We start from the raw sequence: 13,716 nt of genomic DNA on the forward strand, positions 1-13,716 counted from the left end.
TCCAGCGTGAGCAGGTGGGTGGGAATGGAGTCGCCCGAGAACGCGTCCATGGCCAGCAAGTCAAAGGCCTGCGGCGCCTCGCGCTCCAGCATCAGGCGGCCGTCGCCCAGCACCGGCACGATGGTCGCCGCGCTGTCGGCCAGGTAGCTGAAGTGCTTGCGCGCCAGGTCGAGCACCTGGTCGTTGATCTCGTACATGCGCATCTCGTCGCCCGCGCGCCCGTACACCGCGAGCGTGCCCGCGCCCAGGCCCACCACGCCGAGCTTGCGCGGACTGTCGGTGGGCAGGCTCTGCAGCGCGCGGCCGATGCCGGTGCGCTCACAGTAGTAGGCGGTGGCGCGCTTGGGGTGGTTCAGGTACTGCTCGCCGTGGGTGATGCTGCCGTGCACCATGCTGCGCACGGGGCCCAGGCCGTCCTCGTCCACGCTCTCTTCAATGCGTGTCTGGCTGTAGAAGTTGCGCACCACTTCGGTGTAGCCCTGCACGTAGTCCAGTGAAATGCTGGACAGGCGCACGCCATACAGCAGCAGTGCCAGCAGCAGGGCCCCGCGCAACCAGCGGCCGCGCAGCTCGGGCCAGAGCACCAGCACCATCAGCAGCGCGCAGAGAAACAGGCCCAGCGGCAGCTCGAAGTAGGCGTTGAACACCACGGGCGCCACCAGGCCCACGAACAGGCCGCCGAGCGCACCGCCCACCGAGAGCATGAGATAGAACAGCGTGAGATGGCGCAGCGGTGGCCGCCGGCGCACCAGTTCGCCGTGGCAGACCATGCAGAACACGAACACCGCCGCGCACAGCAGGCCCACCAGCACCGGCACGTCCAGGCCCTCGTTCATCGCGAAATCGAGCGCCACGAAGGCCAGCGGCAAGGCGATCATCAGGAAGAACGGGCGCACGTAGTAGCGTGGCGCGTCGAAGCACAGGATGAAGCTCAGCAGATACAGCGCCAGCGGCAGCACCCAGAGAAAGGGCACAGGCGCCACGTCCTGCGTGAGGTGGCGCGTGATGGCCAGCAGCAGCATGGACGCGGTGGCCGCCAGACCCACCCACATCAGGCATTCGCGCCAGCCGGGGCGGGGCGCGTCTTCCAGCTGAGGGGCGTGGGTGGCCGATGAACCGATGTGACGGCGCACGGTGTAGGCCGCGGTGGCCACACACACCAGCACGAACAGCGCATAACCGGCCGACCAGACCCAGGCCTGCGGCTTCACCGCCAGCAGCGGCTCCACCAGCACCGGGTAGGAGAGCAGCGCCAGCATGGACGCCAGATTGGACAGCGCGTAAAGCCGGTAGGGCTGCACGCCCTGGCTCACGAAGGTGCGTGCGTACCAGGCCTGCATCAGCGGGCCGGTGGTGGAGAGCAGCAGGTAGGGCACCCCCACCGTGGTGGCCAGCACGCCGAGCACGCTCCAGGTGGGGTAGGCCTGGGCGTCGAGCTTCCACGAGGGGTCGGCCACCACCGGCAGGGTGGCCAGGCTGAGCAGCAGCAGCGCGCCATGCACCCACGGCTGGCGCCGGGTGCTGATCTTTTCGTGCATCACATGCACGTAGGCATAGCCCAGCAGCAGTTCCACCTGGAAAAAGACCATGCACAGCGTCCACACCGAGGACGAGCCGCCGAACCACGGCAGGATCATCTTGGCCACAACGGGCTGAATCTGGAACAGGAGGAAGGCGGAGAGGAAGACCGTGGTGGCGAAGAGGGGCATGGGAAAGGAAGGGACTGGCCGGAGGTGCCGAAGTATGGCCGAGGCGGCGGGGCGCAGGGACTGGGGAGTATGCGGCGTGCTCAGGGGTGGCGTTGCAGAAACGCTTCGATCGCTTCGTTCACCGGCTCCGGGTGCGTGATCGGTCCCATGTGGCCGAGCTGCTCGAACACCTGGTGTTCGGCCCTGGGCAGCACACGCAGCAGGCGACGGGTCACACCGTGGGCCGAGGCGGTGGAGCGTCCGCCCGTCATGCACAGCACGGGAATGTCGAGGCTGGCGAAGTGGTCCAGCGGCGTGGATTCGATCATCAACGCGTGGGCCCAGCGGCGCACATTGGCCGTGGCGTTGGCGATCGCCGTCTGGCGCTCAGGGGGCGTGGCGTCCCAGCTGCCACTGCCCATCCAGTAGTCGATGAAGCATTTCGCGGCCAGGGACTTGTCGCCAGCGTCCAGCGCCGCGGCAGCAGCGGCCACCGCGTTGCGGATGCCGTCGGCTTCGTTGGGCGCGGGCCCGTCGGCTTCGATCAACGAGAACAGCGTGGGCTCGTACAGCACGAGGGCGCGCACGCGCTGCGGCTGCTGCAGTGCGGTGATCAGCGCCACAGCAGCACCGAACGAATGGCCCACCAGACCGAATGATTCTCCAGCCCGGGCGAACGCCGGTTCCAGGAAGGCCACCTCGTCGGACAGGGTGATCGTGCGATCCGACGGCCAATCCGGGCTCGACCCCGAACCATAGGAGTCGGGCGCGAGCACCCGGTGGCTGTTGGCCAACCGGGCCATCAAGGCACGCCATTGACCACCGTGGCTCGCATTGGAATGCAGGCAGACGACGGCCGGGCCGGTGCCGGCTTCGCGAATGTGGGGCTGGGCTGCGGGCATGGGGTGCTCCAGAAAGGGCTCCGCCACAGGCGGCGCTTGGCAGAACGCCAACTGCATTGGACACCTTGTGCGCGTTGCCAGGAAACCTCAGGCCGCTACGCGCCCTTCCGAAAATCGCTGCAGGAACTGGCGCCCGCGCTCTGTGCTGGGTTCGGCAAAAAACGCCACGGGATTGCCGGTCTCCACCACCACGCCCCGGTCCATGAAGACCACGCGGTGAGCCGCCTCGCGGGCAAACGCCATCTCGTGCGTCACCACCAGCATGGTCATGCCCTCGGCGGCGAGGTCACGCATCACCGCCAGCACCTCGCCCACCAGTTCGGGGTCGAGTGCGCTGGTGGGCTCGTCGAACAACATGAGTGCAGGCTTCATGGCCAGCGAGCGTGCGATGCCCACGCGCTGTTTCTGCCCGCCGGACAAGCGCGCCGGGAACACGTCGCGCTTGTCGAACAGTCCAACGCGCTTCAACAGCGCCTCGGCCTCGGCTCGCACCTCGTCTCTGGGCCGGCGCTGCACATGCACGGGTGCCTCCATCACGTTCTGCAACACGGTGAGGTGAGGCCACAGCGCGAACTGCTGGAACACCATGCCGATGCGCGTGCGCACTTGCGCGAGCTGTCTGTCGTTCATCACCACGCCACCCGAGGTGATGCCGATGGGCTGGCTGTCGATCAGGATGCGCCCACTGTCGGGGCGCTCCAGCCAGTTGATGCAGCGCAGCAGGGTGGACTTGCCCGAACCCGAGGGGCCGAGCAGGCAGACCGTTTCACCCGGCGCCACGGAGAACGAGATGTTGTCGAGCACGCGCAGACTGCCGTAGCTCTTGCTGAGCGACTGGACACTGAGGAGGGGGATGCGTGTGGGCATGGTGTGCACCGGTGATGAGTCAGCGCCGCGCCTCGGCCATGCGCCCCACGGCGGCCACGCCGGCCTCCACCACCAGGCACAGGGCCCAATAGAGCAGCACGGCGGTCAGGAAGGCGGCGAACGGAATGAAGTGGCGCGACTGGATCGAGCTCACCGCGTGGGTGAGTTCAGGCAACGTGATGATGGTGAGGAAGGCGCTGTCCTTGATGATCTGGATCAGCTGGTTGCCCAGCACCGGCGCGCTGGAGAGCGCCAGCGGTGGCAGCACGATGCGCCGGAACAGCCCGAAGCCGCTGTAGCCGAACGCCACCCCAGCTTCGATGGGCGCGCGCGGTTGAGCGGCCCAGGCCGCGCGCAGAATCTCGGCCATGTAGGCCGCGTGGTAGGCGGTGAGCGCAAACAGGCCCGCGCTCCAGGCGTCGAACTGCAAGCCCAGCGAGGGCAGGCCGTAGTAGACGATGTAGGCAAACAGCAGGAAGGGCGTGCAACGCGCCAGATCCACCAGCCCCTTGACCGGCAGCGACAGCGCTCGCCGCGGCGACATCAGCAGCATCGACAACAAGGCGCCGAGCAGCAGCGCCACCAGACCCGCCAGCACCGACAGCAGCACGGTGTTGCCCAGCCCCGAGAGCAGCAAGCCGCGCTCCGACCACACGGTGGCGAAGTCGCGCATCATGCGGTGGCCTCGCGGTAGAGCGTGCGCCGCTCCACCCAGCGCTGCATGCTCACCAGCGCAAAGACGATGGGGATGTAGATGGCCAGCGCCACCAGGAAAGGCGGCAGTGGCTCGTAGGTCTGCGCGCCGATGCGCACGGCAGCACGCGTGATGTCGACCACGCCCACCACCGCGAGCACCGGGGTGAGCTTGACCAGTTGCGACATCTCGTTGATGAGGCCAGGCAGTGCGGTGCGCCAGACCTGCGGCAGCACGATGCGCCGAAAGCGCAGGGCCTGGCCCATGCCGACCGATTGCGCGGCCTCGATCTGGTCTTTCGGCAGATCGAGCAGCGCTGCGCGCCACACCTCGCAGTTGAAGGCGGCGGTGTTGAGCACGAGCGCGATCAGGCCCGCCTGCACCGGCCCGACCGACAGGCCCACCGTGGGCAGGGCAAAGAAGATCAGCAGCACCAGCGTGACCAGCGGTGTGGCGCGCAGCAGGCTCACGTACAGCGCCACCACCGGGCCCAGCAGCGGCACCCGGGCCCAGCGCACGAGCGCCAGACCCAAGCCCAGCGGCAGGCCCAGCGCGATGCCGGCAGCCGAGAGCAGCAGCGTGGTCAGCGCGCCGCTGAAGATCGTCAGGACATCTGCAAGGCTCATGCGCGGGTCATGTCACCGGGTGTTCACTGCTCGGGCGTGTAGCTGACCGGCAGGTTGAAGGATTCGCCGAACCACTTCTTCTGCAGGGCCGGCATGACGCCGTTGGCCTTCTGCGCGGCGATGAAGTCGTTCATGAATTTCTGCAGCTCGGTGTTGCCCTTTTTCACCGCCCAGGCCGGGTACGAGTTGCCCGAGACCGGTTGACCAAGTTCGAACACCGCGGGCTTCTCGGCCACCAGCGCCTTGAGGTTGATGACGGTGTTGACCACGAAGTCGGTGCGCTTGAGCGCGAGGTCCTGGTAGGCCTCTGGATACGACGCGTACTCGACGATCTTGCCGAGCTTGCCGCCTTCCTTGGCGAGCAGGGCCTGCAGCTCGGGCAGGCGGCTGAGGAACGCGCTGCCGGTCTGCACACCCACGGTCTTGCCGTTCAGGTCCTTGATCGACTTGATGCTGCTGTCGTCCTTGCGCTTGACGTAGTAGTGCGTGGCGTCGGCAATGGGGCTGGTGAAGTCAAGCGACTGTGTGCGCTCCTTGGTCATCAGCACGGCGGTGATGGCGATGTCGTACTTGCCGGTGGCCACGCCGGCCAGGATGCCGGGCCAGGGGAGGATCTCCTGGCGGATCTCGAACGGGGCGTATTTGCGCAGCGCATCGACCATCTCGTTGTTGAAGCCGGTCGGCTTGCCGTCCTTGACGAATTCGAACGGCCGGAAGTCGTCTTCGGTGACCACGGTCATGTAGCCGCGCTTCTTGATCTCGTCGAGGTTGGCGGCGTGCGCCGAGCCCGCGGCGCCCCAGAGGGCCGGGGCCAGCAACAGGGCGGCGAGCACGCCGCGGCGGGTGGAGGGAGCAAGGTTCTTGGACATGGTGAGGTTCCTGAAGGAGGTTGGAAACAGACGTCGAACGCTGCCATGAAAGCGCAAGGAGCGTGCCCGGCGAACCGGCCGGAAAGCCCGGCGCAACCGATGGGCGAGGGGCGCGGCGAAGCCACCGGCCTCTAGCCTGGTGCATGGGAAGCCGCTCGCACGTCGGCGGTGCGGCGCGACCGCTTCAGTCCGGTGCGCTCACCCCGTGCCACTCCAGAACCTGCCAGCGCCGGGGCAGTCGCGCACTCCCGACCACGGCGAGGTGTTCGCTTTCGCGCTGCACGTGGAAGCCCTGCGCCAGGCCTTCCAGCGCCGGCACGGTGGCGCGCTCGATGGTCCACTCGCCGTGCTCCCGCGTGCCAAAGGCAATCACGAAATCGAGCAGGGCCTCGGCCTGTTGCGGATGGCGCGCCACTGCGTGGGCCAGCGTGTCGTCGGGTGCGGTGTCCAGTGGCCAGGGTGCCGCGCGTGGCCGCAGATGCATGAGGTAGCGCCCGGCCACCAGCAGCCGCTCGGCTGTGGGTGCGCCGGTGGCGTCGAGCGCGGCCAGCGCGATGCGCGTGCCCAGCGAGCCGGGCAGGCGCTCCCACACCTCGAAGTACTGCCCGTGAATGCCGGTCTCGTGCACGCAGTCGGGCGACTCGAACACCATGTGGCCGGCGTCGGGCGTGCTGCGCGGGGGCTGCAGGTCGATCCGGCGCTGCCAGGTGCAGACCTCGGGTCGCGCAGCATCGGGTCGCGTGATGAGCGTGGTGCCGCCAAAGCCTTGCAGCTCGGCGCGGCCCGCGGATGTGGTGCGATCGGCCTCGGGCGGCACGCGCAGGTCGCCGTGCCACAGGCCGGTTTGCAGCCAGCGCACCCAGGTGGTGGTGTCGCGTTCGGCCGGGGTTTGCAGCAGGGTGCGTTGCCACACGCCGTGGTAGCGGTCGGGAATGGGGTCGGTAGCGTTCATGGGTGTGTGTGAGGGCTTCGACAAGCTCAGCCCGAACGGATATGGGCTCAGCCCGAACGGATATCGGCTCGGCCCGAACGGATATCGGCTCGGCCCGAACGGAGGTTTGCGTCAGGGTCCGGTGAAGGCTTTCACCCAGGTATTCACGCGGGCGCTCAGTTGGTCGGGTGCGGCGTTGGTCAGGCCCTGCAACGAAGCCACCACCTCGTCGGTGCTGCACACGCGTCCGAAGATGCCGCCCTCCACGCCGATCATGGCGAGCGCTGGAGCCTGCAGCGCGGGGTTGCTCGCGGCGGTCGCGTCCCCCACGGTGGTGCAGAGGAAACCCCGGTCCACGGCTTCGCGCAGCGTGGAGTGCACACAGACTTCGGTGGTCACGCCGCAGACGATGAGCCGCTCGATGTCGCGCGCGGCCAGCACTGGCGCCAGCCGTGTGCGGTGGAAGGCGCCATAGCCGGGTTTGTCGATCACTTCTTCGCCTGCCATCGGGCGCACGGCGTCCACGAAGTCGTGTCCTTGTTCGCCGCGCACCAGCAGCCGGCCCAGCGGCCCCAGGCTGCCGATGGGTGCGCCCGCGTCCACGCTGCGCTGCAGCTTGGGCGCAGGGCAGTCGCTCAGGTCGCTCAAGTGGCCTTCGCGCGTGTGCACCACCAGCAGGCCGGCGGCGCGCGCGGCCTGCAGCAGCCGCACGGCGTTGGCCACCACCGCCTGCATGGGGCCGATGTCGATGCCGGCCTTGTCGGCGTAACCGCCGGGGCTGCAGAAGTCACGCTGCAGGTCGATCACGACCAGCGCGGTGCGGGTGGGGTCGAGTGCGGTGTCCATGGTCAGACGCCGGTGGGCCGGGTGAATCCGGTGGTGATGGCCTCGGCCATGCGGCGGGCCACCTCGGTGGCGAGCAGATGGCCCTTTGTCGCGTCAGATCCTTTGGCGGAGGACAGCACACCCGAGGCCGGCACCCAGTCGGTGCGCGGTGGGTACATGTCGTAGGGCGGGAAGTCGGCCGGGCCGTCGTCGGGCAGCAGGTCCATGCGCACGAGGTGGGGGTGGTAGTGCAGCATCATCGACGTCTCCAGCACGGCCGCGTGCTCCAGCGCGAAGCCGGGGAAACCGTCGGGGAACACATCGCCCAGCGTCTCGGGCGTCATGAAATCCCAGTACTCCAGGCGCATAACCTGCAGCGCGGTGTCGGGGTCGGCGGCTTTGGCGTCGCGCAGTCCGAGGTCGATGCCTTCGATCAGGAACCACTGGTTCTCGTAGTGGCCGTTGACGATCACGAGCTTGGTCAAACCGTGCCGCGCGAACTCGCGCACCGCGTCGCGCACCTGGCCCACCAGCGTGGCCGCGTCCACGCTCGTGGTGCCGCAGAAATGTTGCCCACCACCGCACTTGGGCTGCGACTTGTAGCCGTAGGACAGCGTGGGCGCCACCAGCCCACCCACCAGCGCGGCAGTGTCGGCGGCCACGGCGCTGGAGAGCAGGCCGTCGGTGCCCAGCGGCAGGTGCGGACCGTGCTGTTCGAGCGCGCCCACGGGCAGCAGCACGGGCGGCTGATCGCGCTGCACGCGCGACTGGTAGTCGACCCAGGAGAGCTCGTTCATCCACACGGTGGTGTTCATTCAGGTTCCTTGTGATTGGGTTTTGGGAACGGGCGAGGTGTCGATGGCCTCGGCCAGCGCGGCCATGGCAATCAGCGCGCCCCCGGCCCACTCCAGGCCTGTCATGGATTCGTCGCCGAACCACAGCGCACTCATCACCGCCACCACCAGTTCGGCCAGCAGGATCACGCCGGCCTTGCTGCTCTCGATGTGGGTCACGCCGAACTGCCAGGTGGCGGTGGCCAGCAGCAGCCACACGAAGCCGTAAGCCAGCACGGCCAGCCACACACCCAGACCCATGCCGGTGGGCACGGCGTGGCCCAGCGCGCTGGTGGCCACGAGTGAAATGACGCCGCAGCCGGCGAACACCGCGAAGGTCTTGCTCACCATGGGAACCTGCTGCGCCGCGCGCGCGATCACGTTGTTGGCCGCGAAGCAGAAGCCGGCCGAGAGCGCGAGGAAGTCGACGAAGGTGAAGGCCAGATCGACGCCGCCCGGGCCGCCCAGAAACAGCCACAGCCCCACCAGCGCCACCACCACGGCCGCCCAGCGCAGCGGCGGGATGCGTTCTTTCAGGAACAGCCAGCCGCCCAGCACCGACCACACCGGCGAGAGGTAGAACAGGAACATCACCCGCACCACGTCGCCCAGCATGAGCGCGTTGACGAACGCGGTGTTGGCCCACCCGCCCACCACGGCCAGCGCCAGCAGCAGTCCCCACTGCGGGCGCCACGCAGCGCGCTGACGCCAGATGAGGATGCAGCTGAACAGACCCACCACGCCGTAAGACAGCAGCGACACCATGGGGCCAGTGAGCCCCTGCGCGATGAACCACTTCAACGGCATCCACGACAGGCCCCACAGCGACGCGGAGAACAGCAGCACGCCGGTGGCGACGCGGTTGGATGGGTGGTTGAGCATCGACATCAAAGGCACTCAGGGCATGACCGAGCCGCCGTTGGGCCCCAGTACCTGGCCGCAGTAGAAGCGCGAGAGCTCGCTGGACAGGAACAGCGCGGTGGCTGCGATTTCCTCGGGTTCGGCCACGCGGTGCTGTGGAGTGGCGAGTTCCTTCTCCATCCACTCGGGGCTCATGTTGTCCAGCGAGACCATGGCGGTGTTCACCGGGCCAGGCGCGATGGCGTTGACGCGGATCTGGTGCGGCGCGAACTCGCGCGCCAACGATTTGGTGAGACCGATCACGCCGGCCTTGGCCGCGCAGTAGGGCGCGTAGTTCTCACGACCGAGGATGCCCAGGTCGGACGCGAGGTTGACGATCACACCACTGCCGCGCGCCACCATGCCGGGCAACACGGCGCGCGACATCAGGAAGACCGATCTGAGGTCGGTGCCCATCATGCGGTCCCAGTCGTCGTCGGTGGTGTCGAGGAAGGGCTTCTCCTGAATGATGCCGGCGTTGTTGACGAGGATGTGGATGTCGCCCACGGTGTGCAGCACCTCGGCCACGAGACGCTGCACGGCGGCGCCATCGCTCACGTCGGCACTGATCGCCACGGCCTGCCCGCCCGCGTTCTTGATGGCCTGCACCACCGTGGCGGCCTCCTGGGGCTGGTTCAGGTGGTTGACCACCACGCGGGCGCCAGCCTGGGCAAACAGGATGGCGATCGCGCGGCCGATGCCGGTGGCCGCTCCCGTGACCACAGCGGCCTGGCCCGCCAGTGTCAGCGACATGCTCATTGGACTACCCTGCGCGCTGCGCGCTTCGGGGCGAGCGCTTGGGAGCGGCCCGGCGCGCTCATGCCATCACCTCGCCGTGGCTGGCCACCAGGCATTGGCCGGTGAGCGAACGGGCATCGCTGCTGGCCAGAAACAGGAACACGCCGGCAATGTCTGCCGGCGTCAGCATCTCGGGCACGGCCTGGCGCGCCAGGATCTCGCGCTCCACCTCGGCCTCGCTGCGGCCTTGCTCTTGTGCCATGGCGGTGAGCGAGCGCAGCGCGGCCTCGGTGCGGATCCAGCCGGGGCAGACCGCGTTCACGCGGATGCCGCGGGCCCCCAGTTCGAGTGCGAGCGAGCGCGTGAGGCCGACCACCGCGTGTTTGCTCGCGGCGTAGGCCGAGAAGCCGGCCACGCCGATGCGGCCCCAGATGGAGCTTTGGTTGATGACGCTCGCGCCGTGCGGCAGCAGCGGCAACAATGCCTGTGTGAGCCGCACCATGGAGGTGACGTTGTTGTCGAGCAGGCCGGCCCAGCGGGTCATGGAATCGGGCGCGGTGTCGTCGATGGGTGTGGGGTACTCGGTGCCGGCATTGTTGACCAGCACGTCCAGCGTGCCCCAGCGTTCGCGCACCTTGTTGGCCACGGCGGCCACCTGTGTGGCGTCGCCGAGGTCGCACTCCGACGCGATGGCACCGAGTTCGTTGGCGAGGCCGTGCAATCCGGTGTCGGCGCGGTCCAGCAACATCAGCCGCACGCCCTGCGCCGCAAAAGCCCGCGCCAGCGCCTGGCCGATGCCGCCAGCCGCACCGGTGATGAGCACGGTCTTGCCCTGCAGGCCGTGATCGACGGCCATGTCAGACCGCGGTCAAAAAGGACACCCCGACCGCGCCCAGGAAGCCATCGGCCCGACCTGGCGTGCCGGGTGGCTGCACGGCACCGTAGTTGCTCGCCAGCACGCGCTTGACGCGGTTGATGTGGAAGCTCTTCAGCAGTTCACCCACGGTGATCACCTGGGGGTAGCTGTCGGGGTAGAGTTCGCGGTGGAAAGCCGGCAGGCGGTACCAGGGCGCGGTGGGGCGCTCGTGGTGCGCGTTGTGAAAGCCGAAGTTGAGCCAGACCAGGTTGAACCACCTGGCGTCCAGGCTCACCACGTCGCTGTAGGTGTTGGCCTGCTCATAGGCGCGGTCGCGCAGCTTGTCGGCCGGGATCGGCGTGTCGTCCAGGATGGGGTAGGCGTCGTAGGTGTGCTGGAAGCAGTCGGCAAAGCGCAGCACGGTGATGAAGATCAGGAAGGCCACGAAGTACAGCACCAGCGCCTTGAGCGACCACCAGCCCAGCAGCGTGAGTGCTGCGATGCGCATGGCGGCGACGCCGATCACGTGTGCCCGGGCGGCCTTCTTTTTCTCGCCCATGAAGGGCATGGCGATCACGAAGCCGCGCATGACGAACTCCACCGCCGGGATGTAGGCCCACTCCAGCGCGAGCACCACGCGGCGCACGGTGGGATGGGCGCGCAGGAAGGCCTGGGCGTCGAAGGTGATCACGTCGGCGCGCTCGACATGGTGGCGCATGTGCTTGCGGCGCATGTCGGCGAAGCTGGCGTAGCAGCTGCCGTTGATCCAGCTCATGAGCGTGCCCCAGCGTTCGTTGGCTTGCGGCGTGCGAAAGATGGCGTTGTGCGCGAACTCGTGGATGAAGTAGGCCGACCAGATGAGCGTCTGCGCCACCAGCAGCACGCCCAGCGCATTGAGCAGCCAGCTCGTCTGCCCCAGCAGCGCGATGCCCACAGGCCAGCCCAGCACGGTGAAGCTGATGGCGGCAACGTTCGGCCACACGCCGTCCTCGTATCGGAAAACCGGTTTCATGGAAGTGCCTTCAATGGAGAGCGCTGTCGTCACCGCACCGATGCCCTGGTGGGCAAAGGTGCCGGTGCCCCGGGATTTACTTGAGCGCCTTGACGAGGCTGGCGTCGAAGGTGGCTTCGGTGGCCGGGATGGTGGTGATCTGGCCCTTGGCCTTGAGCAACTGACCGATGATTTCGCCACTGGCGTAGTACGAGGTGGTTTCCTTCGCAGGCGCGAAGGCCTTGGGCATCTCGGCCAGCGGGATGTTGTAGACGCCGGTGAGCTGTTCCTTCACCTCGGCAGCCGACACACCCATGAACTTGCCGATGATCTTGTTGGCTTCATCAGGCTTGGCCTTCATGTAGGCCATGCCGTCCAGATACGCCTTCATGATGTTGGTGATCTCGGCGGGTTTGGCCTTGATGACCTTGTCGTCGAACACCAGCACGTCGGCGATCAGGCCGGGTGCGTTCTTCGAGGAGAACACCGCCTTGAACTTCTTGCCGCCGCCCTGGCCCAGCACCTGCGACAGGCTGGGCTCATACGTCACGCCAATGGGCAACTGGCCGGAGGCCATGGCCGCCGGCACGGCTTCGGGCGTCATGCTCACCGGGGTGATGTCCTTCTCGGTCAGGTTCACCGTCTTGAGCGCGTAAGAGAGCAGGAAGTCACTCGGCGAGAGCGGGTTGTAGCCGATCTTCTTGCCCTTGAAATCCGCCACCTTGGTGATGCTGCTGTCGGCCACGATCGCGTCGCCACCGTTGGAATAGTCGATCGGCATGACCACCTTCATGTTGCGGCCGGCCGCCACCTGGCCCACCACCTGGTCGTAGGTCAGCATGCCGCCGTCGACCGCGCCCGAGGCGATGGCCGCGGGGATCAGCGCCGGGTCGTTGAAGACCTGCAGCGAGACCTTGAGCTTGTATTTCTTGTAGAGGTCCAGCGCCTCGGCCACGTAGAACGGGCCGTAGCCGATCCACACCACGGTGGCGATCTTCATGGACGGGGCACTCTGGGCGAACGAAGTGAGCGTTGCCATCGACAGCGCCAGGCCCAGGGCCGGTTTGAGGAAGTGGTTGCGCCGGCTTGAGTGGGTGGGGGCAGAGGGTTTCATCATTGAGGCTCCATGGGTTGAAGGGACGCGCAGGAAGAACCGATCTGTGATCGTTCTCCCGGGCTTTTGTCCCTCCGTGGAGCCTGCGATGAGGCCGGCACACTCTCGGACCAGACACCGCTTCAACGGTCGGAACCCTAGTGCACCTGAGTGCCGAGCTGTCTCGGGGACGGACCCCAGATGGCTCTTCTTGCAAGCGTGGTATCAGCAGAAAGCGTGCCAGCCTTTTGCCGAATGCCAGCCCACTTCTGCGCCGCGCTGGCGCTGGTTTTGCACCAAAAGCAGATAGCCGCGGGCGGCTCAGCTGCGCTTGGCCGGCGCACTGCGCCCTGTGTTGGTGCGGGGCGTGCGTGGCACCCCCGGCTTGGTTGCGGTCGCTGTTTCGGCAGGGGTCTCGGCCGGTGTGTCGGCCGCATCCGGGGGCAGCAGGGGCACGAAGGGTGCGCGCGCGTCGTCGGCCAGGCCTTGGGTGAGGGTTTCCAGAATCTCGATCAGTTGCTGCCGCTGCGTGAGCGTCAAAGGCGAGAGCAGGCGCTGGTAGGCCTGCTCAGCCGGGCCGCGCGCCTGTAGCAACAGTTTCTTGCCCGCCGGCGTGAGCACCACCGCCATCTGGCGCTTGCTGTGCTCGGACATCCGCCGCTCGATCATGCCGCGCTCCTCCAGCCCCTTGCAAACCCGCATCACGGTGACCTTGTCGAAGGCCAGCGCACGCGCCAGCCGGGTCTGGTCCAGGCCGGGTTCGTTGGCCAGCACGGTGAGCACGCCGTACTGGGCCGGGGTGAGACCCACGCTGGCACAGGCGGTCTCGAACACCGCCGCCGAAATCTGGTGGGTGCGGCGCAGCAGGAAGCCCGGGCGCTGGTACAGGTCTTTCAGGGTCAT

15 protein-coding genes and 1 riboswitch are annotated in these 13,716 nt (G+C 67.6%); all 15 genes read right to left on the reverse strand.

All coding sequences use genetic code 11. The features are described 5' to 3' along the window. A partial coding sequence (locus IV113_RS19905; RefSeq protein WP_291088599.1) for a hypothetical protein occupies nucleotides 1-1,709 on the reverse strand: 1,709 nt, incomplete at its 3' end. Between the two features lie 80 nt (nucleotides 1,710-1,789). Further along, entirely contained in the window at nucleotides 1,790-2,590 is an 801-nt protein-coding gene (locus tag IV113_RS19910) for an alpha/beta hydrolase (protein WP_291088601.1), read from the reverse strand. 87 nt (nucleotides 2,591-2,677) lie between these two features. Beyond that, a complete protein-coding gene (locus tag IV113_RS19915; protein WP_291088603.1) occupies nucleotides 2,678-3,457 on the reverse strand; it encodes an amino acid ABC transporter ATP-binding protein in 780 nt (259 codons plus the stop codon). A gap of 19 nt (nucleotides 3,458-3,476) precedes the next feature. Further along, the gene (locus IV113_RS19920) at nucleotides 3,477-4,133 is read right to left on the reverse strand and encodes an ABC transporter permease subunit (protein ID WP_291088605.1); all 657 of its coding nucleotides are present in this window, start codon (nucleotides 4,131-4,133) and stop codon (nucleotides 3,477-3,479) included. After that, nucleotides 4,130-4,777, reverse strand: a complete 648-nt coding sequence (locus IV113_RS19925; protein WP_291088607.1) for an amino acid ABC transporter permease — start codon at nucleotides 4,775-4,777, stop codon at nucleotides 4,130-4,132. The genes IV113_RS19920 and IV113_RS19925 overlap by 4 nt, the downstream gene beginning before the upstream one ends. A gap of 23 nt (nucleotides 4,778-4,800) precedes the next feature. Further along, nucleotides 4,801-5,646 (reverse strand): transporter substrate-binding domain-containing protein, encoded by an 846-nt coding sequence (locus IV113_RS19930; protein ID WP_291088609.1) that lies wholly within the window; start codon nucleotides 5,644-5,646, stop codon nucleotides 4,801-4,803. A gap of 184 nt (nucleotides 5,647-5,830) precedes the next feature. Then, a complete protein-coding gene (locus IV113_RS19935) occupies nucleotides 5,831-6,598 on the reverse strand; it encodes a hypothetical protein (RefSeq protein WP_291088611.1) in 768 nt (255 codons plus the stop codon). Nucleotides 6,599-6,709: 111 nt separating this feature from the next. Further along, on the reverse strand, nucleotides 6,710-7,423 hold the full coding sequence (locus IV113_RS19940) for an isochorismatase family cysteine hydrolase (RefSeq protein ID WP_291088613.1): 714 nt from the start codon (nucleotides 7,421-7,423) through the stop codon (nucleotides 6,710-6,712). A gap of 2 nt (nucleotides 7,424-7,425) precedes the next feature. Continuing rightward, nucleotides 7,426-8,217, reverse strand: coding sequence for a creatininase (locus IV113_RS19945; RefSeq protein WP_291088615.1), 792 nt, complete (start codon nucleotides 8,215-8,217; stop codon nucleotides 7,426-7,428). After that, nucleotides 8,218-9,123 carry a DMT family transporter gene (locus tag IV113_RS19950; protein WP_291088617.1) on the reverse strand — a complete coding sequence of 302 codons (906 nt, stop codon included), beginning with the start codon at nucleotides 9,121-9,123 and terminating at the stop codon, nucleotides 8,218-8,220. Between the two features lie 9 nt (nucleotides 9,124-9,132). Next, nucleotides 9,133-9,894 carry a 3-oxoacyl-ACP reductase family protein gene (locus IV113_RS19955; RefSeq protein WP_291088619.1) on the reverse strand — a complete coding sequence of 254 codons (762 nt, stop codon included), beginning with the start codon at nucleotides 9,892-9,894 and terminating at the stop codon, nucleotides 9,133-9,135. 58 nt (nucleotides 9,895-9,952) lie between these two features. Next, nucleotides 9,953-10,729 carry an SDR family oxidoreductase gene (locus IV113_RS19960; RefSeq protein ID WP_291088621.1) on the reverse strand — a complete coding sequence of 259 codons (777 nt, stop codon included), beginning with the start codon at nucleotides 10,727-10,729 and terminating at the stop codon, nucleotides 9,953-9,955. 1 nt (nucleotide 10,730) lies between these two features. Beyond that, on the reverse strand, nucleotides 10,731-11,741 hold the full coding sequence (locus IV113_RS19965) for a fatty acid desaturase (protein WP_291088623.1): 1,011 nt from the start codon (nucleotides 11,739-11,741) through the stop codon (nucleotides 10,731-10,733). Between the two features lie 76 nt (nucleotides 11,742-11,817). After that, entirely contained in the window at nucleotides 11,818-12,834 is a 1,017-nt protein-coding gene (locus tag IV113_RS19970; RefSeq protein WP_291088625.1) for an ABC transporter substrate-binding protein, read from the reverse strand. Nucleotides 12,835-12,887: 53 nt separating this feature from the next. Further along, a riboswitch (guanidine-I (ykkC/yxkD leader) is annotated at nucleotides 12,888-12,986 on the reverse strand. Between the two features lie 148 nt (nucleotides 12,987-13,134). Further along, nucleotides 13,135-13,716: a MarR family transcriptional regulator gene (locus tag IV113_RS19975; protein WP_291088627.1), complete on the reverse strand. Its 582-nt coding sequence runs from the start codon at nucleotides 13,714-13,716 to the stop codon at nucleotides 13,135-13,137.

The organism is Hydrogenophaga sp. (genome assembly GCF_018780385.1).
Taxonomy (GTDB): domain Bacteria; phylum Pseudomonadota; class Gammaproteobacteria; order Burkholderiales; family Burkholderiaceae_C; genus Hydrogenophaga.

What these genes read in the sequence shown, in the direction of transcription:
- IV113_RS19910 (WP_291088601.1), bottom strand. Translation starts at nt 2,590, where the DNA reads ATGCCCGCAGCCCAGCCCCACATTCGCGAAGCCGGCACCGGCCCGGCC.
- IV113_RS19915 (WP_291088603.1), bottom strand. Translation starts at nt 3,457, where the DNA reads ATGCCCACACGCATCCCCCTCCTCAGTGTCCAGTCGCTCAGCAAGAGC.
- IV113_RS19920 (WP_291088605.1), bottom strand. Translation starts at nt 4,133, where the DNA reads ATGATGCGCGACTTCGCCACCGTGTGGTCGGAGCGCGGCTTGCTGCTC.
- IV113_RS19925 (WP_291088607.1), bottom strand. Translation starts at nt 4,777, where the DNA reads ATGAGCCTTGCAGATGTCCTGACGATCTTCAGCGGCGCGCTGACCACG.
- IV113_RS19930 (WP_291088609.1), bottom strand. Translation starts at nt 5,646, where the DNA reads ATGTCCAAGAACCTTGCTCCCTCCACCCGCCGCGGCGTGCTCGCCGCC.
- IV113_RS19935 (WP_291088611.1), bottom strand. Translation starts at nt 6,598, where the DNA reads ATGAACGCTACCGACCCCATTCCCGACCGCTACCACGGCGTGTGGCAA.
- IV113_RS19940 (WP_291088613.1), bottom strand. Translation starts at nt 7,423, where the DNA reads ATGGACACCGCACTCGACCCCACCCGCACCGCGCTGGTCGTGATCGAC.
- IV113_RS19945 (WP_291088615.1), bottom strand. Translation starts at nt 8,217, where the DNA reads ATGAACACCACCGTGTGGATGAACGAGCTCTCCTGGGTCGACTACCAG.
- IV113_RS19950 (WP_291088617.1), bottom strand. Translation starts at nt 9,123, where the DNA reads ATGTCGATGCTCAACCACCCATCCAACCGCGTCGCCACCGGCGTGCTG.
- IV113_RS19955 (WP_291088619.1), bottom strand. Translation starts at nt 9,894, where the DNA reads ATGAGCATGTCGCTGACACTGGCGGGCCAGGCCGCTGTGGTCACGGGA.
- IV113_RS19960 (WP_291088621.1), bottom strand. Translation starts at nt 10,729, where the DNA reads ATGGCCGTCGATCACGGCCTGCAGGGCAAGACCGTGCTCATCACCGGT.
- IV113_RS19965 (WP_291088623.1), bottom strand. Translation starts at nt 11,741, where the DNA reads ATGAAACCGGTTTTCCGATACGAGGACGGCGTGTGGCCGAACGTTGCC.
- IV113_RS19970 (WP_291088625.1), bottom strand. Translation starts at nt 12,834, where the DNA reads ATGAAACCCTCTGCCCCCACCCACTCAAGCCGGCGCAACCACTTCCTC.
- IV113_RS19975 (WP_291088627.1), bottom strand. Translation starts at nt 13,716, where the DNA reads ATGACCCTGAAAGACCTGTACCAGCGCCCGGGCTTCCTGCTGCGCCGC.